Below are 19,637 nucleotides of genomic sequence, written 5' to 3'. Positions count from 1 at the left end.
GGTTTGACCGGGGCAGGGCGTTGCGGCAGATTGGCGCCATGCAAAAACGCCTCGTCCTGCCCGCCGTCCTTGCCCTTGCCGCCCTGCTGGCGGGTTGCGCCTCGCCGCTCGACCGGGTGGCCGAACGGGCGAAGACCGAGATGCTCGGCCTGACCGAGGCGCAGCTCAAGGCCTGCGCCGGCGCGCCGACCGCCGTCAACCGCGAGGGTGCCACCGATATCTGGAGCTATTTCCGCGAAACCAGCCGTTCGGCGACCGCGATTTCCGATGTCGGCTACACGCCGACCAATCGCGGCGAGACCACCTACGACTATTTCCGCTATTGCGAAGCCACTTTCATGCTGCAGGGCGGCCGGGTGCAGGCGGTGGAGTTCCGCGGCCGCACCGCCACGGGCCGTGAGATCATGGAACCCTGCGGCGCCATAGTCGAACGCTGCGTGAAGGCGCAGTAACCGGCGATAGTTTTTAAACCGTCACCCTCGGGCTTGACCCGAGGGTCCCATTTTTAAATGGGATGCCCGGATCAAGTCCGGGCATGACGAAAAAAGAAGGCTCGCTTCACCATGATCACCTGCTTCCTGCGCTACGAAGTCGATCCGGATAAACTGAAGGACTTCGAAGACTACGGGCGCATGTGGATCCGGCTGGTGAACAAGCTGGGCGGCACCCATCACGGCTATCTGATGCCGAGCGAGGGCGCCAGCGATGTGGCGCTGGCCAGCTTCAGTTTCCCCTCGATGGCAGCCTACGAGGCCTATCGCAAGGCGGCGGCGACCGATGCCGAATGCCAGGCGGCGATGGCGTTCTACGAGCGCACCCGCTGCTTCCGCCGCTACGAGCGCAGCTTCTTCCGCCCGGTATTCGAGTAATCGCCTCTCGCCGTTACAAGAAAGACCGTCACCCTAGGGCTTGTCCCTAGGGTCCATCCCGACCATCCGCGCATCGGAACGCACAGATGGACCCTCGGAATAAATCCGAGGGTGACGACTATATGCTAATGCGCCGCTTCCCAGTTGGCGCCGATGCCGGCATCCACCACCAGCGGCACATCCAGTGTGGCGGCCGACTGCATCACTGTCTTGGCGACGGCGATCAGCGCATCCACCTCGGCCTCCGGCGCCTCGAACACCAGTTCGTCATGCACCTGCAGCAGCATGCGGGTCTTCAGGCCCTCTTTCGCCAGCGCCGCCGGCAGCTTCGCCATGGCGCGCTTGATGATATCGGCGGCCGAGCCCTGGATCGGCGCGTTGATCGCGGCGCGTTCGAGGAAATTGCGTTCGGCCGGGTTCTTCGAATTGATATTGGGGAAATGCACGCGGCGACCGTAGAGCGTGGTGACGAAACCCTGTTCCTTCACCTGCTTTTTCGTGTTGTCCATATAGGCGCGGATGCCGGGATAGCGCTGGAAATAGGCCTCGATATAGCTCTGCGCCTCGCGCTGCGGGATGCCGAGCTGGGCGGCCAGGCCAAAGGCGCTCATGCCGTAGATGATGCCGAAGTTGATCGCCTTGGCGGCGCGGCGCACCATCGGGTCCATGCCTTCGACGGGCGTGTTGAACACCTGGCTGGCGGTCAGCGCATGGATGTCGATGCCGTCGCGGAAGGCCTGCTTCAGTGTGCCGATATCGGCGATATGGGCGAGGATGCGCAGTTCGATCTGCGAATAGTCGGCCGAGACGATCTTGTGGCCGGCTTCGGCGACGAAGGCCTTGCGGATCTTGCGGCCTTCCTCGGTGCGCACCGGAATGTTCTGCAGGTTGGGGTCGGACGACGCGAAGCGCCCGGTGTTGGTGGCCGACAGCGCAAACGAGGTGTGCACGCGCCCGGTGCGCGGGTTGATCGAGGCGACCAGCGCATCGGCATAGGTGGATTTCAGCTTGGCGAGCTGGCGCCAGTCCAGCACCACGCGCGGCAGCTCATGGCCTTCGGCGGCCAGTTCCTCCAGCACCTCGGCGCCGGTCGAGTAAGCCCCGGTCTTGCCCTTCTTGCCGCCGGGCAGTTTCATCTTGTCGAACAGGATCTCGCCGAGCTGCTTGGGCGAGCCGATGTTGAAGCTCTCTTCCGCCAGTTCATGCGCCTTCTTCTCGAAGGTCTCCATGCGCTGGGCAAAGTCGGCCGATAGGCGATTGAGTTCGGCGGGATCGACGCGGATACCGGCGCATTCCATGGCGCAGACCACGGCCGGCAGCGGCCTTTCGATGGTCTCGTACAGCGCCACCTGCTTCTCGGCCAGCAGGCGCGGCTTCAGCACGTGATACAGCCGCAGCGTCACATCGGCGTCTTCGGCGGCATAGTCGCGGGCTTTTTCCAGCGGCACTTCGGCAAACGGCAGCCGCGCCTTGCCGGTGCCGGTCACCTCGTCGTAGCTGATCGGCGTATGGCCGAGATGGCGCTCGGAGAGTTCGTCCATGCCATGGCCGTGCTTGCCGGCATCCAGCGTGTAGGACATCAGCATGGTGTCGTCGTAGGACACGATCTGCACGCCGTGCTTCTCCAGCACCGCCATGTCGTATTTGATATTCTGGCCCACCTTCAGCACGCCGGGATCGGCCAGCAGCGGTTTCAGCGCGGCCAGCGCATCCTGCAGCGGAATCTGCTGCAAGGCACCGTCGCCGCCGAAATCCAGGCCGCCGCCGCCCTTCACATGGCCGAGCGGCACGTAGCAGGCCGCGCCCGGGGCGACGCTCAGGGAGAAGCCGACCAGCTCGGCCATGGTGGGCGAGAGATTGGTGGTCTCGGTGTCGAAGGCGACGATGCCGGCTTCGAAGGCGCGGGCAATCCACGTCTGCAACACCGCCAGGTCCTGCACCAGCTCGTAATGGTCGCGCGCCACCGGCGGCGTCTCCGGGCCGCCTTCGCCTGCAAAAGCAATCGGCGTGGTGGCCCTATGCGCAGAAGCAACAGGCGCGCTGTACATCGTCTCGGGCCGCGCGGTCACACCGGGCGCGCCGCCGCTCATATCGGTGCCGCGCGCCTTCAGCCGGTTTTCGATCCGGCTGGTCAGCGTGCGGAATTCCATCTCGTTCAGGAAAGCCGAGAGTTTCGGCCATTCCACCGGCCCCAGCTTGAGGTCGTCGAGGCCGAGTTCCAGCGGCACGTCGTCCTTCAGCTTCACCAGCTGATACGACACGCGCGCCTTGTCGGCGTTGTTCAGCAGCGTCTCGCGCCGCTTGGGCTGCTTGATCTCGGCGGCACGCGCCAGCAGGCTTTCCAGGTCGCCATAGATGTTGATCAGTTCGGCGGCGGTCTTGATGCCGATGCCGGGCACGCCGGGCACGTTGTCGGTGCTGTCGCCGGCCAGCGCCTGCACGTCGATCACCTTGTCCGGGCTGACGCCGAATTTCTCCAGCACTTCCGCCGGGCCGATATTGCGATCCTTCATCGGATCCATCATGCCGACGCCGTCTTTGACCAGCTGCATCAGGTCCTTGTCGGACGAGACGATGCAGACTTCCATGCCGGCCGCGTGGGCGATGCGGGCATAGGTCGCGATGATGTCGTCGGCCTCGAACCCGTCCTTCTCGATCGAGGGCAGGCCGAAGGCGCGGGTGGCCTCGCGGATCGGCGCGAATTGCGGGATCAGGTCTTCCGGCGTTTCGCTGCGGTTGGCCTTGTAGGCGGGGTAGATCGTGCTGCGGAAGGTTTCGCGGCCGGCATCGAAGATCACGGCCATATGGCTGACCGCCTGGTCGTGCTCGGCCTTGTCGCGCAGGCTCGACAGCATGTTGCAGAAGCCCGAGACGGCGCCGATCGGCATGCCGTCGGATTTGCGCGTCAGCGGCGGCAGCGCGTGGTAGGCCCGGAAGATGTAGCCCGAACCGTCGACCAGATAGAGGCGGTGTTTGGATGCCATACAGATACGCTCTCCGGTTTACCACCACGTCATCCTCGGGCTTGTCCCGAGGATCCATCCCGTCTTCCGGCGCATAGGACGGTGACGGCAGAGCATGATACTGGCGGCGGTTGGATCCTCGGCCAAGAAGCGTTTCTTGGGCCCGAGGATGACGATTGTGGGTGTGGTCAGTGCCCGTGGCCTGCGCCGTCCTTCAGCAGATACTGGCGGCCGCAATAGGGGCAGTCGATCTCATGCTTGTCGCCCATGTTGAGATAGACGCGCGGATGGCCCAGCGCGCCGCCGCCGCCGTCGCAGGCCACGACCGGGCTGTCGACGATGATGGTCTCGGGGGCCAAAGAAGATTTGGTCTGGGCGGCCTGCATGGTCGTCTCCGAAGTCTGGTCAGGGGCGGGTAAATTGACCCGTCCGCTCCAAGGTGATACCTAGCGCAGCACCGTCCGTCACGCCAGCCTTTCACGGCCAAAACACCATAAGCGCAACCATGCCTGCTGCCGATTCTTTGCCGGATTCCCGGGCTGCCCGGGCTGCTGTCGCGCCCGCCATCGCCGTGCGCGACCTGGTCAAGGTCTATGGCAGCGGCAAGAGCGCCAAGACCGCCCTGCATGGTGTCACGCTGGATATCCCGCGCGGCAGTTTCTTCGGCCTGCTCGGGCCGAACGGCGCCGGCAAGTCCACGCTGATCAACATCCTGGCCGGGCTGGTGCGCAAGACTTCGGGCAGCGCCGCGGTCTGGGGCCACGACATCGATACCGACACGCGCCGGGCGCGCGCCGCCATCGGCGTGGTGCCGCAGGAACTCAACCTCGATCCGTTTTTCACCCCACGCGAGGCGCTCGAATTCCAGGCCGGCCTCTACGGCGTGCCGAAGGCGGAACGGCGCAGCGACGAAATCCTCGCCGCCCTCGGCCTGACCGACAAGGCCGATGCCTATGCGCGCACGCTGTCGGGCGGCATGCGGCGGCGCCTGCTGGTGGCCAAGGCGCTGGTGCATACCCCGCCGGTGCTGGTGCTGGACGAACCGACCGCCGGCGTCGATATCGAACTGCGCCAGCAGCTCTGGGCCTATGTGCGGCAGCTGAATGCCGCCGGCACCACCGTGGTGCTGACCACGCATTACCTGGAAGAGGCCGAGGCGCTGTGCGACCATATCGCCATCGTCAATCACGGCCGCATCGTGGCGCATGACGCGACGCCGAAGCTGCTGGCGCGCATGGACCGCAAGGATGTGATCGTCACGCTGGACGCCGACCTGGCGGCCGTGCCGCCGGCGCTGGACGGCCTGGGCGCCGAATTGCTCGGGCCGCGCCGGCTGCGCCTGCACTACCGCCCGAGCCAGATGCCGTTCAGCAGCCTGCTGACACAGCTGCAGCAGGCCGGCCTCGCCATCCATGATCTGACCACCCAGGATGCCGACCTGGAAGACCTGTTCCTGGAACTGACCCGCAGCCGGGCGGCCTAGGCCGTCTACCCGGCTTCCAGGCCCGGATTTCAAAAATCGGTTGCCGTACCCGGCCCGGCTCTGGCATCACCTATCGGAGGTGGCAGGCGCAACAGGTTATGCGATCCGGCAGCGCCTTGCCCGTCAGGGCTTCCCGCCAGAAGGGTGAGGGCAGATGTTCATCGTTGAAAACGGGCAGACGGTCATTCCGCCGACCGGCCGCAAGGTCGCCATCGTCACGATCACGATCGGCCTGCGCTATATCGCGACCTGGCACCGGCTCTGCAGCGGCTCCTGGCAGGCCTATGCGGCGCTCTGCGATTTCGACCTCATCGTCGTGAGCGGCCCGCTCGATACCGGCAGCCGGGCGGCGGCGCGGTCGCCGGCCTGGCAGAAGCTGCTGATCCTGAGCCAGCCCTGGGCGCAGCAGTATGACCGCATCATCTGGCTGGATTCCGACATCATCATCGCCGGCCATGCCCCGCAGATCATGCAGCATGCCGGCCCGCCCGATAAGATCAGCCTCAGCATCGCCGGCGACCGCATTTCCGATGCCGAGCGGATGATCTTTCTCGAACGCCTGTTCAGGATCCAGGTCACCCCGAATTCCGAGCGCGATATCTGGATCTGGGAGATGCAGAAGAACTACCGCGACCATAAGGTCGAGGAGCATGACTACATGTTCAATACCGGCGTGATGGTGCTGTCGCCGCAGCATCACAACGGCCTGTTCCTGAAATGCTATGAGGGCGAGCAGGCCGACCGTCTGTATGAACAGCCGCTGCTGTCGCATGAAATCATCGTCGGCGACCTGGCGCACCGCATTTCCAGCCGCTTCAACTGGGGTATCCAGGAAACGCTCTTCCTGTATCTGCCCGAGATTCTCGATGCCAGGCATATGGACCCGGAGGCCAAGGCCGCGGTTCAGCAGCAGGCGCATGTCCTGGTGCGGCGCGAACTGGCGAATGCCTATTTCCTGCATTTCTACGGATCGATGGGGCTGATGTCGAACATGTCCCACGCGGATGTGTTCGGCGCCGACGCCACCGCCGCGACGCCCTAGCCGGGGACAGTCAGGCCGGCGGCTTATCGCTGGCCGAGCGCCGCCTGGATGCGGGCATGCACGGCATCGAGGTCGTAGGGTTTGGCCACCATCAGGCCGGCGGCATAGCGGGCCAGTTCGGAGGCGACGCCGGAGGTGACCAGCACCGGCACGGCCGGGTGGTTGGCGCGCACCCATTCGGCGAGCGCGATGCCATCCATGGCGCCCGGCATCTGCACATCGGTGAACATCAGGTCGATGGCCTGCCGTCCGAACCAGGCCATGGCCCTGGCGGCGTTTTCCGCTTCCAGCACCAGGTAGCCGCAGCTTTCCAGGAAATCGACCGTCATCAGGCGCACCATGTCGTCGTCTTCCACGACCAGCACGACGGCAGGCTTCGGGGCCTGCGGCGCGGGGGCCATCAACATGATCTGCGGGTGGGTCAAGGACGGTACTCCAGGTGCCGGGGCGGGCCGGCACATATGAGAGGAACAGTATCGAGGGTGATTGGTTCCGGTCAGGGCATGTGCGGCAACGCGATCTCTCGGGGAAAGGCGATGGTGATACGGGTGCCGGTGCCGTCGTCCTGGCGGCCGATGCTGAGCGCGCCGCGCAGCTGCTGCACCAGCGAGGTGATCACCTTCATGCCGAAGCCGCGGGCGGGTTTGAGTATCTCGTCAGGCGGCGGGCCGTCGCCTTCGTCGGAAACCGACAGGGTATAGCCGGTTTCGGTATCGGCGAAGCGAACCGTCACCTTGCCTTCGCCGTATTTGATCGCATTGGTCACCAGCTCGTTGATGATCAGGCCGATGGCGACGATCCGCGCGGTCGGCAGTTTCACCTCGGCGCCGCTGACCGCGATGCTGCCGCGATTGCCGGCTTCCAGCATGACCGACAGGTCGTCGCAGACGCGCTGCAGATACTGGCCCACATCGGCATGTTCGATGCCTTCGCTCAGGTAGATATGCTGGTGTACCCGGGCGATGGCCGAAACGCGGCCGGCCGCCTGCTTCAGCTGCGTCGGCACGTCGTCGTCGCTCGGCATGCGGCTTTGCATCGACAGCAGGCCGGCCACCAGCTGCAGGCTGTTCATCACCCGGTGGTCGATCTCGTTGGCCATCATATGGGCCAGGCGCAGGGCCTTGTCCTTGTCGGCGGCGGCCTGGGCCAGCGCCGCATCGGCCTGCCGTGCTGTCTTGTGCAGGTCCAGCAGCGTCATCGCGAGGGCGGCCAGGCTGTGCATGCCGGCCATCTGGCGCCGGGTGACGCTGCGCGGTTTGCGGTCCATCACGCAGAGCGTGCCCAGGTTGCTGCCGTCCGGGGCGCTGAGCGGAATGCCGAGATAGAAGCGCAGGCCGAAATCCCCGGTCACCAGCGGATGCGCCTGGGCGCGCGGATCGCCGGCCGCATCGGCCAGCAGCCAGGGCTGTTTCTGCAGGATGGCCGAGGCGCACAGCCCGGCATCGCGGCCGATCTGTTCCAGCGGCATGCCATGGCGCGATTTGAACCAGACGCGGTCCTCGTCGACGATGCTGATCAGGGCGATCGGCGTGCCGAACAGGTCGGCGGCGAGGCTGGTGATATGGTCGAAGGCCGTGTCGGGCGGCGTGTCCAGCACGGCATAGCCGCGCACAGCCGCCATCCGGGCCTCTTCCGCTTGCGGGCCGGAAAAAAGCCGGGTCAGGGACGACATCATGCGAAGCGTCTCATGGCGGTCCGGATTGTCTGCGAGTGTCGTGTCCGGGCAGGGTAGGCTTATTTGGGGCCAAGTCCACGACCAAATGCTCGAACCCGTCGCATGCAAAGCGGTATTCACAACCGCGCCGGGCGGCATGACGGAATCGGGCGCAGGTATTATGGCGGGCTTCCGGCGTTTATGCCGCCGCGCCTGCTGCGGTGGTTACGCGGCCCGGCTGGTTTTTGTGTCGCTGGCGGCCTGTGCCGCATCGTGGCGCCGCTGCGCCGCCATCACCTGGCCGAGGTTGCGTTCGGCCCACAGCCGCATCTGGTCCACCAGCGCGGCCAGGGTCAGGCCCAGCGGCGTGATCGAATATTCCACCGTCACCGGCACGGTGGCGATCGCCTTGCGATGCACCAGGCCGTCGCGCTCCATGCTTTTCAGGGTCTGCGACAGCATCTTCTGCGACACGCCGCCGATGCGCCGGCGCAGTTCGTTGAACCGCACCGGCCCGTCGACCAGCAGGATCAGCACCAGCACGGACCATTTGTCGCCGATGCGGTCCAGCACCTGCCGGGTCGGGCAGCTGGCGTCGTAGCTGTTGCCGGTAACGGTGCCGGTGACGGTTTTGCGGGCGGCCATGATGCTGTCTCCTTGCGGGCCGGACTGCCGGGCGGGCCGGGCAGGCGGTTACCTTGATCTCACCTGACCGGGAAAAAGTGCCTTCTTTACACCTGATAGCCGATCCGCCATCTGGTTACCAGCAGAAACCACCCGCTGCTCCAGAGGAGAATGACGACCATGAAAATCGCCCTGATCGGCGCCACCGGCAATATCGGCAGCCGCGTGCTGAACGAAGCGCTCACGCGCGGCCACAGCGTCACCGCCATCGCCCGCAAGACTGCTGCGCTCGATGCCAGGCCGGGCCTGAACGTCCAGGCGGCCGACCTGCACCAGCCGGCCGCGCTGGCGCCGGTGCTGGCCGGCCATGATGCGGTGGTCAGCGCCGTGCATTTCCTGGCGTCCGACTTCGGCAAGCTGCTCGCCGCCGTGCGCCAGTCGGGCGTGAAACGCTGGCTGATGGTGGGCGGCGCCGGCAGCCTCGAAGTCGCGCCGGGGCTGAAACTGATCGATGCGCCGGGTTTCCCCGAGGCCTACCGGGCCGAGGCGGCGAAGGGCGGCGAATTCCTCGCGGCGCTCAAAGCTGAGGCGACCGACCTCGACTGGAGCTTCCTGTCGCCCTCGGCGATGATCGTGCCCGGCGAACGCACGGGCAAGTTCCGCCTCGGCAGGGATACGCTGCTGACCGATGCCAAGGGCGACAGCCGCATCTCGATGGAGGATTACGCCGTCGCGCTGGTCGACGAGCTGGAACAGCCGAAGCATATCCGCCAGCGGTTTACCGTCGGGTATTGAGCGGCGCGGGCAAAACCCGAAGCCGGCGAGGGGCGGTCCCAACGGGCCGCCCTTTCGTTTATGGGGTACTGCATATTCCAGTATTCAGCGGTAAACCGCAAAATTTACTTGCAAATGTTCCTGTTTTGTATTAGATGGAATGACGAATGCCCGCCGGGCCCCGGCTTGAGGCCGGGAGAACCCATCGACGGATAACGCTCCTGCGTAACGAGAGGATTTTTCCCGCTCTGGCATGCCGCCAGCGCGACCGGCGATCTGCATCCGCAGGGCCGGCTAATCGGAGACTCACGATGTGCAATGGAGCGAACTGCATGCACAACACGGCCTTGAAACTGCGTACCGCGATCAGCCCCGACCATGTGGTCGAACCGGCCGATATCCTCGACACCAAAAAGGCGCTGATGACGCTCGGCTATTACGAGCCGCTCGATGGCGCCGAACCCGGCGCCTGGGTCGACAGTGACCTGTTCGCCGGCATCAAACAGTTTCAGCGCGACAACGGCCTGAAGGCCGATGCGCTGATCCGGCCGGGTGGTCCGACGGAGAAAGCGCTCAATGAGGCGCTCGACGACGTGCCGCCACCGCCAGCAAACGACGACCAGCCGCCGGCGAATGATGATGAGACGCCTTGGGATGAAGCGGCCAAGGGCAGGTATGGTCTGCCGTGGAAAGGGCCACCCAAAAAGGGTCCGACGCAGGACGAACAGGACGACCACAAACCAGCCACCCCAGGCGGACGCCCTGCTTCCGAATGTGATCGCACCTATGAAGAAGAGATGGCTGAATGTCATTCCCGGTATGCAAACAATAAGGTGAGGCGGGCCATGTGCCAGCAAGCTGCGCATGCTCGGTATGTTGCATGTCTCGCAAACAAAACTGATAGACCTCAACTGCCGGGACGCCGTAGGTGATCGCTTTTTCACTTAATGCCATGCTCACCGATGGTACCGGCGCCCCGCTGCGACCTCTCAATGTTTCCGCAGAAGCACCCGAGCAGCTCGCCGACGGACGATATCGGTGTCGGCTGATCTGCTCGGAGCCGGAGATGTGTTGCACCATCCTCTCGGATTTCTCCGAGCAGGCCTATCACGACGCACTCCGTCACGCGCGGCAATGGCTGATACAAAGCGGCCACGGCGTTGCCGACAAGCACGGCCGAGCGTTGTGGCTTGATCCGCCGCTGTATTATCGGACCCGACATGGCGGCTTCACTGGACCCGTGCGCGGGTGCAGGCGCCCAAGCATGCCTGCGGTTTCATTTGTCGGCAAACTTGCGGGGCCGAACGGTCCCCGTGAGTTTGCCATTCGTATAGGCCGTCCACGGTTCACGGGGCCCTATTGGCGGCCACGTTTTTCGGTCAGTCTGTTTTATTCAGATAATCCGGTGAAGTTCCGGATGTTCGGCGACTGGCCCGAGGAGGCCTATTGCTATGCGTTTCGCATGGCGCGAATGGAGATCGGCTTCTGGGGTGAGTTTGTCGACATGCGGGGGGCGCCGATCAAAGTGACCGCCCCATTGCCGGCGGTTCAGGCGGCATGCTGACCGCCCCATTTCTCAAGCGCATCACTCTCGATCCGTCAAAAACGGATCGAGAGGCATTCCCTTTCGGTGCGCTGGCGTATCTCACGGATGATTTCGAACTGAATTTCGAAACCGCGATCACGGTCATCGTCGGCGAGAATGGTTCGGGAAAATCGACCCTGATCGAAGCCATCGCGCAGGCGGCCGGCTTCTCGCCGCAGGGCGGCAGCCAGGATCACCAGACCGGCGCGGCGGAAACCGCCAATGCGCTGACCAGGGCGCTGCGTTTGTCCTGGTTGCCCAAGGTCAGCCGCGGGTTTTTCTTCCGCGCCGAAAGCTTTTTCAATTTCCAGACCTATATCGACACGGCATATGTCGAGTCCGGTTTTCCGGCGCCGGGCATGCATCGGCGCAGCCACGGCGAGGCTTTCCTGCAGGCTTTCGAAGACCGCCTGCACGCACACCAGCGCGCCATCTATATCCTCGATGAACCGGAAGTGGCGCTGTCGCCGCAGCGCCAGCTCGCCTTCCTGCGCATCCTGCGGCAGTGGCAGGTCAGCGGCCAGGTGCAGGCGATCATCGCCACGCATTCGCCGATCCTGATGAACCTGCCAGAGGTGACGCTGCTCTCGCTCGATGGTGGCGCGATCCGGCCGATTGCACCGGCGGAGACCGAGCATGTCCGCATCATGCGCGGTTTCCTCGCCGATCCGGATGGCTACATGCGCGACCTGTTCGAGGATATCGGGTGAAAGCCTTCGCCGTCTCGCTCTTCGTCCGCTACCCGGATGGCGCCATACGGCCGCTGACCGGCGAGATTGGCGCGCCGGTGGCGGCAAGCGATGGCACGGACGAGTATCTCTGCAGTTTTAACTGCCCCTTGGCTGGAGGCGGCGGGCAAACTCGCTCGCTATATCCGGAATGGACCTATGCGAAGGCCGCGTCCTTTTTGCGGTTCAGTATCGAACTGACAGGGCTGACGCTCTGCGATGAAGCGGGGAACGACGCCGATATCGCTGTGCCGGTGACGGATGAGTTCGGCATACCCTGTTTCGCGCCGGCGCGTTTCCGGGGCCATGTCGTGCGCGATGGCCAGTTCACGGATTTCACGGCCGAGGTACGCCCGCCCGAGCCCGCGGCCAATGGATGCTGGGGCTGTAAAATCGAGTCCTCGGACTTCGATCTGTTCGGACCGATCTTGTCCTCATGGCCCGAGCATGCCTATGAGATGGCCTTCAGATTTATCCGCCAGATGCTCGCTTATCGCGGCGAGGGCGGGCCGGTCGATAGCAACGGCGCGCCGCTGCTGATCCGCGCCCCGGTGCGCCCGCCCCGCAGCCGCTGACGTCACCACACATTCCGCGCGAGTAGCACCACAGGATGGACAGGGAGAAGGCGAATAAATCCGGATAAGCCGAAATAAGCCTGCGATAAGCCGGTATAAGCCTCCGATAAGCCCGCATAAGCCGGTTTAGAGCGCCGATAAGCCGGCCTAAGCCCCGGATAAGCCGGTATAAGCCCGGACTGCGCCGCGCCGGCTTCCGCCTTGCTTCCCCGGGGCCTGCTCGGGTAAGGTCCGGCCCGTTCGCGACCCGGCGGCGGTTTCCGCCGGTTTGCCGCCGGCACCCGTAGCTCAGCTGGATAGAGCGCTGCCCTCCGAAGGCAGAGGTCACAAGTTCGAATCTTGTCGGGTGCACCAATCTTTTCAGTATGTTAGCCGAAATGGCGGTTGTCCTCAGGCCGCGATCTGGAGAAACCATGGGTTCCATGACCCCCGCCGCGTCGGTTGCTGCGCGCCATCCGAACCTCATGACCTTCGAGCGATTCCTCTGGGCCCTGCCGCTCGCCTATGCAGTGCATATCCCCGAGGAATTCCTCGCCGGCTTCCCCGGCTGGATGACCCGGCACATGCATGCCGAGATGGACAACCAGGGCTTCTGGCTCAACAACGGCCTGTTCATGGCCATCCTGCTGTCGCTGTCGCTCTGGGCCAGCCGCAGCCGCTCGTCGCTGTCGGCCTTCGTCTTCCTCAGCTGGGCGAGCGGCAATCTGTTCTGGAACTTCATCTTCCATGTCGTCACCACGGTCTATGCCGACAGCTATTCGCCCGGCCTGGTCTCGGCGGCGCTGCTCTACTATCCGGTCGCGATCTGGGCGGGCGTGCTCGCGCTGCGCGGCGGGCGGCTGGGCGGCGGCGGCGTGCTCGGCGCCTTCGCCATCGGCGCCGGCCTGATGCTGTTCGTGATCTGGAGCGGCCTGTGGAATTTCCGGCTGCCCTTCGCCTGAGCGCCCCGCCTCGCCGGCCGGGGCAAAGCCGCTATACTCGCTAACCTGCCGAATCGAAGGTCTTCACCCCGCCATGCGCGTCGTCTTTGCGGTCAATGCCGTGCCCCATGCCCCGCAGGCCCAGATGACGCATCTGGCCAGCGCGCGCTATCGCGGCTTCATTCCGGCCGGGCAGATGCAGAAGGACGGCCAGCGCGCCGAGGTCACCACGGTGATCGACCTGTTCCGGCCCGATTTCGACACCAGGCTCGACCTGCTGGTGCTGCACCAGCCCAAGCACGACATCCTGCTGCTGGCCAATGTGATCTCGGTGCTGCTCGACAAGCTGGACAAGATCCGCAGCGAGGGCGGCCGCGTCGTCATCGATGTCTCCGATTTCAAGTTCACGGCGGAATTCCAGGAGGCGATGGCGAAGGCGCTGGGGCCCGACAAGGCGCAGGCCTATCGCGTGATCCTGGACGCGATCTTCGCGCGCTGCGACGCCGTCACCGCGCCGACCGGAGCGCTGGCCGAACTGCTGCGCACGGCTTTGCGCAATGCCCGCCCGGTCTTCGTGATCGAGGATGTGGTGGAAGTGGCGCGCCAGCCGGCGAAATTCGCGCCCGGCCCCGAACTCAGGCTGCTGTGGTTCGGCTTCCTGTCGGCGCATATCGCCGCGCTGAAGCAGCTGGTGCATGACGACCTGCCGAAAATCCGCGCCACCACGCCCTGCCAGCTGCATCTGGTCTGCGAGAAACTGCCTACTGCCGAAAGCCGCCAGGTCTTCGGCGAGGCCGATCCGGCCACGTTCGGCGTCACGCATGCGGCCTGGTCGGTGCCGGTGCTGGAAGCCGCACTCGCCGCCTGCGACCTGGTCGCGCTGCCCTTCGATGCCGGTTCGATGATGTCGAAGGGCAAGAGCAACAACCGCGCGCTGCAGGCGCTCGCCGCCGGGCGCTATGTCGTGGCGCATCCGCTCGAAAGCTATCGCACGCTGGGCGATTTCATCGGCCTCGATGCCTCGATCGCTACGGCCGTCGCCACCGCGCTGGCCGATCCGGCCGCGACATTGCAGCGCATTCAGGCCGGCCAGGACTTCGTCGAGGCCCGCTACAGCCCGGCGGCGATCGCCGCGCGCTGGCTCGATGTGGCGCGCGAGCTGCAGGCGGCCAGAAGATGAGCGGGCCGGTCAGCATTCTGGCCCTGGCCGCCAGCGCATCGCCGACCCTGGCGATCCATCTGCTGCGTCCGCTGCATGGCCTGCCCGGTTTCGATATCCAGATGCTGACCCAGGACGGGCTGGCGCAGATCGTCAAAGGCGCGCCGTCCGGCATCGATGCCGCCACGCTCGCCGGCCTGATCCTCGACAGGGTGCAGCCGGCGCTGGTGTTCTCCAGCCGCTACAACGGCCTGATGGCCGAGGAATTCATGCAGGTCAGCCGCCAGCGCGGCCTGCCTTACGTCTTCCACCTCGACGACAACCTGATGGAAGTCTCGCCCGATCAGGGCGCCGACAAGGTCGCCTATTACAATCACCCCAAACGGCTGCAGGCCCTGCGGGTGCAGATGGAGCAGGCGAGCGTCGCCTATTTCAGCACGGCGGCCCTGCGCGACCGCATGCTCGAGCTCGGCATCAACGTGGCCCATCCGCATGTCGGTCCGATCTGCGCCGCCGTCGACCTGCTGCCGCTGCCGACCATGACGCCGGACGGGCCGCTTGTCTTTGGATACGCCGCCAGCGGCGGCCATAACGAGGATCTGAAACTGGCGCTGCCCGGCATCGTCGCGGCGCTGGAGCGGTTTCCGCAGGCGCGGTTCGAACTGATCGGCTCGCTGGAGCATCTGCCGGCCGAGCTGCAGCGCTTCGGGGCCCGCGTGCAGCATGAGCGCCGCTTCATCCCCTATGACGACTACCTGCGCGACCTGCAGCGGCGCAACTGGTCGCTCGGCCTGACGCCGCTGTGCGACAACCCGTTCACGCGGATGAAGACCTATACCAAATGGGTCGAATACACCGCCGCCGGCCTGCCCGTCATCGCCTCCGACCATCCGATCTATCGCGACTGCTGTGCCGGTGACGCCGCAAGGCTGGTGGCGGACGGCGACTGGGCCGCTGCTCTGCCCGACCTGCTCGCCGATGCGCCGGCGCGGCAGGCGATCCTGGCCAGGGCGCGCGACCGCGTCGGCCGCGACTATTCGGTGGCACGCCTGCGCCGGCAGCTGTTCGAGGTGTTTGCCAGGGCGGGGCTTACGCTGCCGGCCTGAGCGCGTGGATGGAAGCGGCGACCCGGGCATAGTAGGCTGGGATGCCGCGCAATGGAGCGGGGGAGCGATGCCAAAGCGGATATTCGGCCTATACGGCGCCGGCGGATTCGCCAGGGAAGTGATGCCCTTCGTGCGCGACAGCCTGCGCCGCGCTTTCGGCGAGGGTGACCTGCCAACGATCTGTTTTCTCGAAACCCGGCCGGACGCAGCCACGGTCAACGGCATTCCGGTGCTGTCCGAGGATGCCTTCTTCGCGCTCGACTGCGAGGAACGCTATTTCAATGTCGCGATCGGCAGCCCGAAGGACCGCCAGCGGCTGGCCGAAACCTGTCTGCAGCGCGGCGCCCGCCCGCTCACCCTGCAGGCCGGCAACACCACGATCTACGAGGCCAACGAGATCGCCGCAGGCGCGATCCTGTGCGCCAATTCGATGGTGACCTCGAATGCCAGGATCGGAAAATACTTTCACTCCAACATCTATTCCTACGTCGCGCATGACTGCGTGATCGGCGACTACGTCACCTTCGCGCCGCGCGTGAACTGCAATGGCAAAATCCATATCGGCGACTATGCCTATATCGGCACCGGCGCGGTGATCCGGGAAGGCGCCAGCGGCAAGCCGCTGGTGATCGGCGAGGGCGCCGTCGTCGGGATGGGCGCCGTCGTCACCAGGGATGTGGCGCCCTATACGACGGTGGTGGGCAATCCGGCGCGGCCGCTGGCCAGCTAGGCTGCCGATGCCAGCAGGCCGATGATGCGGTCGATGTCTTCCTGCGGCAGGGCGTTCCACTGTGGCAGGCAGAGCGAGCGCGGCGCCATGGCCTCGGTCTGCGTCAGGTCGCCATGCGGGCAGTCGCGGAAAGCCGGCTGCTGGTGGCAGGTCGGATTGAAATAGGCACGCGTCTGGATGCCATGCGCCTCCAGATGCTGCAGCACGCCGCTGGCCGGCCGGTCCGGCGGCGTCAGGATCGGGAAAAAGGGACGCAGCACGTCACCGCGCAGGCGCTGGGTCTGCCAGCCCCGCCGGGCGAAGTCCGGGCCGCCGAAAGCCGCGATGTAGCGCTCGGCGGCGGCGCGGCTTTTCATCGCGCCGGCGTCGAAGGCCTGCAGCGTGGCGATGCCGACGGCCGCCAGCAGTTCCGGCAGCTTGCCGTTCAGCCCCATCTCGGCCGAGACGCGGTTCTGGTCGAAGCCGAAATTCAGCATGCCGCGCAGCCGGGCGATCAGGTCGGTGCGTGCGCTGTAGATCACGCCGCCTTCGCCGACCGGGAAGGATTTCGTCGCATGCAGGCTGTAGACCACCAGGCCCGGGAAGCCGGTGCCGAAATTGGCATTGCCGTCGAAACAGCCGAGGCTGGCCGCGGCATCCACCACGACCGGTATGCCCTGTCGTTCGAGATCGGCATAGAAGGCGAGATCGATATTGTTACCGAAGGTGGCGTAGGGCATCACGGCGGCTACATCGCCATCGAGCGCCTGCAGCGCCGCCGTCACCTTGTCATGGTCCAGCGCCCAGTCGTCCGGCGCGACATCGACGAAATAGGGCGTGAAGCCGGCCCACATCGCCGCCAGCGGCGTGGCCACGAAGGTGTAGCTCGGCATGATCACATGCCGCCGGCCGGTCAGGCCGTGCAGCCTGAGCGCCACCATAAGGCCGATGGTGGCGTTGTTGACGGTGGACAATGCGCCGGCGCCGGTGAAGAACCGGCCGAGCAGTTCGGTTTCGAAGCGGGTGTTGAGCGGTCCGAAATTGGAATAGATATGCGACTGCTCGATGCTGCGGATCAGCGGCTCGTAGGCCGGCAGTTCCACCAGATGCGGCTTCAGGAACGGAATGCGGGGATTATCCATGCCGCCATGCTCCCCCAAGCCGGTTAAAGATTCGGTAATTGGCCGTGCGGGCGGAGCCGGTCAGCTGGCTTCGAAGATCAGCTCGCCATGGAACGGCCGGCATTCCAGCTGACTGAGCTGCGGATACTTGCTCTCGCGATAGCCGACCCGCTGCACGTTGCCGAAGCCCGCGGCCCTGAGCTGCATCGACAGTTCTTCCTCGTCGTAGACGAACTGGTGCCCCCACAGGCGCATGCCGCCATTGACCATCTGGCATGGCGTTTTCGGCAGCCAGTTCACATTGGCCCATTCGGTCATGTTGCGCTTGAGATACTGCTGGATCAGAAACAGAAGATCGGGTGTCGACACGCGGAATATGCCGGTCGGCTTGAGGACGCGTCGCACCTCGCGCATCAGGCGCAGGCCCTGCTCGAAGCCGATATGCTCGATGAAATGCTCGCTGTAGACGAAGTCCGCGCTGCCGCTGGGAAAGGGAAGCGGTCTGGTCAGATCGTGCTGGGTGACGCCGGGGCGCGCTTCGATGTCGAGGTTGACCCAGTCGGGCATCACATTGCCGCCGCAACCGAGATGCAGGCGCAGCTCGCCAGCTGTGGCGGGCTGCGGTGTCGGGATGCCGGAACTGGCTTGCATGGACGGGGTCCTTTCTGGCGTGGCTGCGACGCCCGGGAGCGGCGAGTGCGGCGGCGGCGGCGAGGCCGGTTTTGCCTGTTTCAGGGCATCATGCAGGGCGGTGGCGGCCGGGCCGCCGAGCGCCCTGACATTGCCCCGGATCAGGATGCCGCGCGCGGTTTTCGCCGCATCGGGCGGCAGGGCCGCGGCAATCGTGGGACTGGCAATGCCGAAGAAATACGGTCCAGCCGGGCTATTTCCGCTCAGCGTTGCGTTGCTTGAGAATTTCAGCGCGGCGATGGGCTGACGGTCGGCGCCGGCCAGGGCAAAGGTGGCCAGTTCAAGCACGGCATTCGGATTGGCGAACTGCAGGATGCAGTTTGCATTCGCCTGGGCCGTATCGCCGGCGAAGGGCAGGAAGAATTCGAAGGCGCCGTCGCGAACGATCAGTTGATCCTGCACCGTCGGCTTGCCGGCGGAATCGATGACGGCGCCGATCAGGATCGCATCGCTGTGCAATCCGTAGATATTCAATCTGCCGGTAATCTCGTGCAGGTCGCGCCAGCGGAAACCGTAGGCCTTCTCCAGCAGGGCGGCCTGCTGCGGATCGCTCATCAGGCGGAACAGGGTCTCGATCGCGAAATCGGCATGCTGGTTGCTGGGCACGGCCAGGGCGGCATGCGCCAGCAGGAATTCATGCGTGCCGTCCGCCGGTTTGGGAAAGCGCTCGCGCAGGGCCGGAAAGACCTGCAGCAGGTCCGGGATGCCGGTGATGTCGCGATACCGCTCCAGGATGAAGCGCTGCTCAAGCGCGGTGCGAAACGCGCTTGCCGGTGTCTTGCGCGAGGTGTTGCCGCCGTGATCGCGGAACAGCAGCGTGGGTTCCGGCATGATGTGGATTTCGCCATGCTGCGCCACCCTGATCCACATATCCTGGTCGGGCAGCTGGCGCAGCCGCTCGTCGAACGTCCCGGCCTTGCGCAGCACGCTGGTGCGCAGCATGACGCTGGGGTGACAAAGGAAATTCTGATGGAAAAGCCGATGGAGGAATTCGAAACGCGAGCCGCCAACCGGTTTGAAGGCGCTGGCCACGCGGCTGTCGGCAACATCGCGGCCTGCTTCATCGATGACGCGGCAGGTGGAGAAGCAGGCGGCGTGACCCGGATGGCTTTCCATGAAATCGAGCTGCGCCTGCAGCTTGTGCGGCAGGTAGATGTCATCCGAGCTGAGCAGGCAGTAATAGTCGCCGGTCATCTGCTCAAGCAGCATGTTGACGGCGGTACAGGCGCCAAGGTTGCGGTCGAGCGCGGTGAAGCGGATGCGGCTGTCCTGCACCCCGCGTACTATGTCGGGGGTGCCGTCCGTCGAGCCATCGTCGATGATCAGGAGTTCGAAATCGCCAAAGCTCTGGTCAAGCGCACTGCGGATCGCCTGCTCGACGAAGCGGGCATGATTGTAACTCGGCATTAGAACGCTGATCTTCGGCACGGTCGACCCCGCAGATACCCATGTTCAAGCAATATCGCCCAGGCTTTAACGTGTCGTTAATGACTTGACGGCTTGCAAGAGATATTCGGTATTTCTTAAGCAAGTGCTTTATAAAAGACACTATTGTGGCGCGCCCCGGCTACGGGGCGGTTCTCGTGGCGGAAGGCAGTTCATGAAAGGCATCATCCTGGCAGGCGGCGCCGGCAC

20 protein-coding genes and 1 tRNA gene are annotated in these 19,637 nt (G+C 65.0%); 14 read left to right on the top strand and 7 right to left on the bottom strand.

Going from position 1 to position 19,637, the window contains the following annotated elements; all coding sequences use genetic code 11:
* The first annotated feature begins 38 nt into the window (after nt 1–38).
* Both OJJ21_RS17590 and OJJ21_RS17585 read left to right on the top strand, forming a co-directional pair.
* The gene (locus OJJ21_RS17590) at nt 39–452 is read left to right on the top strand and encodes a hypothetical protein (protein ID WP_297688221.1); all 414 of its coding nucleotides are present in this window, start codon (nt 39–41) and stop codon (nt 450–452) included.
* 111 nt (nt 453–563) lie between these two features.
* Entirely contained in the window at nt 564–869 is a 306-nt protein-coding gene (locus OJJ21_RS17585) for an NIPSNAP family protein (protein WP_297688219.1), read from the top strand.
* A gap of 125 nt (nt 870–994) precedes the next feature.
* On the opposite strand, the gene polA is transcribed toward OJJ21_RS17585, so the two are convergent.
* On the bottom strand, nt 995–3,853 hold the full coding sequence (gene polA / locus OJJ21_RS17580) for a DNA polymerase I (protein ID WP_297688217.1): 2,859 nt from the start codon (nt 3,851–3,853) through the stop codon (nt 995–997).
* Nucleotides 3,854–4,020: 167 nt separating this feature from the next.
* On the bottom strand, nt 4,021–4,218 hold the full coding sequence (locus OJJ21_RS17575; RefSeq protein ID WP_297688215.1) for a zinc-finger domain-containing protein: 198 nt from the start codon (nt 4,216–4,218) through the stop codon (nt 4,021–4,023).
* Nucleotides 4,219–4,337: 119 nt separating this feature from the next.
* Between OJJ21_RS17575 and OJJ21_RS17570 the strand changes: the two genes are divergently transcribed.
* Both OJJ21_RS17570 and OJJ21_RS17565 read left to right on the top strand, forming a co-directional pair.
* Entirely contained in the window at nt 4,338–5,315 is a 978-nt protein-coding gene (locus tag OJJ21_RS17570) for an ABC transporter ATP-binding protein (RefSeq protein ID WP_297688214.1), read from the top strand.
* Between the two features lie 154 nt (nt 5,316–5,469).
* On the top strand, nt 5,470–6,357 hold the full coding sequence (locus OJJ21_RS17565; RefSeq protein ID WP_297688212.1) for a hypothetical protein: 888 nt from the start codon (nt 5,470–5,472) through the stop codon (nt 6,355–6,357).
* A 23-nt stretch (nt 6,358–6,380) separates the two neighbouring features.
* On the opposite strand, the gene OJJ21_RS17560 is transcribed toward OJJ21_RS17565, so the two are convergent.
* From OJJ21_RS17560 to OJJ21_RS17550, 3 genes are all read right to left on the bottom strand, one after another.
* The gene (locus tag OJJ21_RS17560) at nt 6,381–6,782 is read right to left on the bottom strand and encodes a response regulator (protein ID WP_297688211.1); all 402 of its coding nucleotides are present in this window, start codon (nt 6,780–6,782) and stop codon (nt 6,381–6,383) included.
* 71 nt (nt 6,783–6,853) lie between these two features.
* Nucleotides 6,854–8,032, bottom strand: coding sequence for a histidine kinase dimerization/phosphoacceptor domain -containing protein (locus tag OJJ21_RS17555; RefSeq protein WP_297688209.1), 1,179 nt, complete (start codon nt 8,030–8,032; stop codon nt 6,854–6,856).
* Nucleotides 8,033–8,236: 204 nt separating this feature from the next.
* On the bottom strand, nt 8,237–8,656 hold the full coding sequence (locus OJJ21_RS17550) for a helix-turn-helix domain-containing protein (protein ID WP_297688207.1): 420 nt from the start codon (nt 8,654–8,656) through the stop codon (nt 8,237–8,239).
* 159 nt (nt 8,657–8,815) lie between these two features.
* Here OJJ21_RS17550 and OJJ21_RS17545 point away from each other — a divergent pair, with 159 nt between their 5' ends.
* The 10 genes from OJJ21_RS17545 to OJJ21_RS17500 all read left to right on the top strand — a co-directional run bounded on the left by OJJ21_RS17545 (nt 8,816) and on the right by OJJ21_RS17500 (nt 16,212).
* Nucleotides 8,816–9,430, top strand: coding sequence for an NAD(P)-dependent oxidoreductase (locus tag OJJ21_RS17545; protein WP_297688205.1), 615 nt, complete (start codon nt 8,816–8,818; stop codon nt 9,428–9,430).
* Nucleotides 9,431–9,741: 311 nt separating this feature from the next.
* Nucleotides 9,742–10,341: a peptidoglycan-binding domain-containing protein gene (locus OJJ21_RS17540; protein WP_297688203.1), complete on the top strand. Its 600-nt coding sequence runs from the start codon at nt 9,742–9,744 to the stop codon at nt 10,339–10,341.
* A complete protein-coding gene (locus OJJ21_RS17535) occupies nt 10,338–10,973 on the top strand; it encodes a hypothetical protein (RefSeq protein WP_297688201.1) in 636 nt (211 codons plus the stop codon). Before OJJ21_RS17540 ends, OJJ21_RS17535 begins: the two co-directional genes overlap by 4 nt.
* On the top strand, nt 10,967–11,704 hold the full coding sequence (locus tag OJJ21_RS17530) for an AAA family ATPase (protein ID WP_297688199.1): 738 nt from the start codon (nt 10,967–10,969) through the stop codon (nt 11,702–11,704). Before OJJ21_RS17535 ends, OJJ21_RS17530 begins: the two co-directional genes overlap by 7 nt.
* On the top strand, nt 11,701–12,297 hold the full coding sequence (locus OJJ21_RS17525) for a hypothetical protein (RefSeq protein ID WP_297688197.1): 597 nt from the start codon (nt 11,701–11,703) through the stop codon (nt 12,295–12,297). Before OJJ21_RS17530 ends, OJJ21_RS17525 begins: the two co-directional genes overlap by 4 nt.
* Before the next feature lie 277 nt (nt 12,298–12,574).
* Nucleotides 12,575–12,651: transfer RNA gene (locus tag OJJ21_RS17520), tRNA-Arg, on the top strand.
* 59 nt (nt 12,652–12,710) lie between these two features.
* Nucleotides 12,711–13,238: an HXXEE domain-containing protein gene (locus tag OJJ21_RS17515; RefSeq protein ID WP_297688195.1), complete on the top strand. Its 528-nt coding sequence runs from the start codon at nt 12,711–12,713 to the stop codon at nt 13,236–13,238.
* Between the two features lie 73 nt (nt 13,239–13,311).
* Entirely contained in the window at nt 13,312–14,397 is a 1,086-nt protein-coding gene (locus tag OJJ21_RS17510; protein WP_297688193.1) for a glycosyltransferase, read from the top strand.
* On the top strand, nt 14,394–15,482 hold the full coding sequence (locus tag OJJ21_RS17505; RefSeq protein WP_297688191.1) for a glycosyltransferase: 1,089 nt from the start codon (nt 14,394–14,396) through the stop codon (nt 15,480–15,482). Before OJJ21_RS17510 ends, OJJ21_RS17505 begins: the two co-directional genes overlap by 4 nt.
* Before the next feature lie 67 nt (nt 15,483–15,549).
* On the top strand, nt 15,550–16,212 hold the full coding sequence (locus OJJ21_RS17500) for an acetyltransferase (RefSeq protein WP_297688189.1): 663 nt from the start codon (nt 15,550–15,552) through the stop codon (nt 16,210–16,212).
* Here the strand turns inward: OJJ21_RS17500 and OJJ21_RS17495 are convergent.
* Nucleotides 16,209–17,333: an aminotransferase class I/II-fold pyridoxal phosphate-dependent enzyme gene (locus OJJ21_RS17495; protein WP_297688187.1), complete on the bottom strand. Its 1,125-nt coding sequence runs from the start codon at nt 17,331–17,333 to the stop codon at nt 16,209–16,211. The two genes, OJJ21_RS17500 and OJJ21_RS17495, sit on opposite strands and share 4 nt — an antisense overlap.
* 60 nt (nt 17,334–17,393) lie before the next feature.
* Complete coding sequence (locus tag OJJ21_RS17490) at nt 17,394–19,430, bottom strand: glycosyltransferase (protein WP_297688185.1); 2,037 nt, start codon at nt 19,428–19,430, stop codon at nt 17,394–17,396.
* Nucleotides 19,431–19,637: the final 207 nt, after the last annotated feature.

It is taken from the genome of Ferrovibrio sp. (assembly GCF_025869515.1).
Taxonomy (GTDB): Bacteria; Pseudomonadota; Alphaproteobacteria; order Ferrovibrionales; family Ferrovibrionaceae; genus Ferrovibrio.
The sequence above is the reverse complement of the archived record's forward strand: the minus strand, read 5'-3'. Positions and strand labels throughout refer to the sequence as shown.

Excerpts from the sequence above, each read along its gene's own strand:
- OJJ21_RS17575 (WP_297688215.1), bottom strand. The coding sequence starts at position 4,218 with ATGCAGGCCGCCCAGACCAAATCTTCTTTGGCCCCCGAGACCATCATC.
- polA (WP_297688217.1), bottom strand. The coding sequence starts at position 3,853 with ATGGCATCCAAACACCGCCTCTATCTGGTCGACGGTTCGGGCTACATC.
- OJJ21_RS17530 (WP_297688199.1), top strand. The coding sequence starts at position 10,967 with ATGCTGACCGCCCCATTTCTCAAGCGCATCACTCTCGATCCGTCAAAA.
- OJJ21_RS17505 (WP_297688191.1), top strand. The coding sequence starts at position 14,394 with ATGAGCGGGCCGGTCAGCATTCTGGCCCTGGCCGCCAGCGCATCGCCG.
- OJJ21_RS17565 (WP_297688212.1), top strand. The coding sequence starts at position 5,470 with ATGTTCATCGTTGAAAACGGGCAGACGGTCATTCCGCCGACCGGCCGC.
- OJJ21_RS17500 (WP_297688189.1), top strand. The coding sequence starts at position 15,550 with ATGCCAAAGCGGATATTCGGCCTATACGGCGCCGGCGGATTCGCCAGG.
- OJJ21_RS17515 (WP_297688195.1), top strand. The coding sequence starts at position 12,711 with ATGGGTTCCATGACCCCCGCCGCGTCGGTTGCTGCGCGCCATCCGAAC.
- OJJ21_RS17510 (WP_297688193.1), top strand. The coding sequence starts at position 13,312 with ATGCGCGTCGTCTTTGCGGTCAATGCCGTGCCCCATGCCCCGCAGGCC.
- OJJ21_RS17495 (WP_297688187.1), bottom strand. The coding sequence starts at position 17,333 with ATGGATAATCCCCGCATTCCGTTCCTGAAGCCGCATCTGGTGGAACTG.
- OJJ21_RS17570 (WP_297688214.1), top strand. The coding sequence starts at position 4,338 with ATGCCTGCTGCCGATTCTTTGCCGGATTCCCGGGCTGCCCGGGCTGCT.
- OJJ21_RS17545 (WP_297688205.1), top strand. The coding sequence starts at position 8,816 with ATGAAAATCGCCCTGATCGGCGCCACCGGCAATATCGGCAGCCGCGTG.
- OJJ21_RS17585 (WP_297688219.1), top strand. The coding sequence starts at position 564 with ATGATCACCTGCTTCCTGCGCTACGAAGTCGATCCGGATAAACTGAAG.
- OJJ21_RS17550 (WP_297688207.1), bottom strand. The coding sequence starts at position 8,656 with ATGGCCGCCCGCAAAACCGTCACCGGCACCGTTACCGGCAACAGCTAC.
- OJJ21_RS17540 (WP_297688203.1), top strand. The coding sequence starts at position 9,742 with ATGCACAACACGGCCTTGAAACTGCGTACCGCGATCAGCCCCGACCAT.
- OJJ21_RS17590 (WP_297688221.1), top strand. The coding sequence starts at position 39 with ATGCAAAAACGCCTCGTCCTGCCCGCCGTCCTTGCCCTTGCCGCCCTG.
- OJJ21_RS17555 (WP_297688209.1), bottom strand. The coding sequence starts at position 8,032 with ATGATGTCGTCCCTGACCCGGCTTTTTTCCGGCCCGCAAGCGGAAGAG.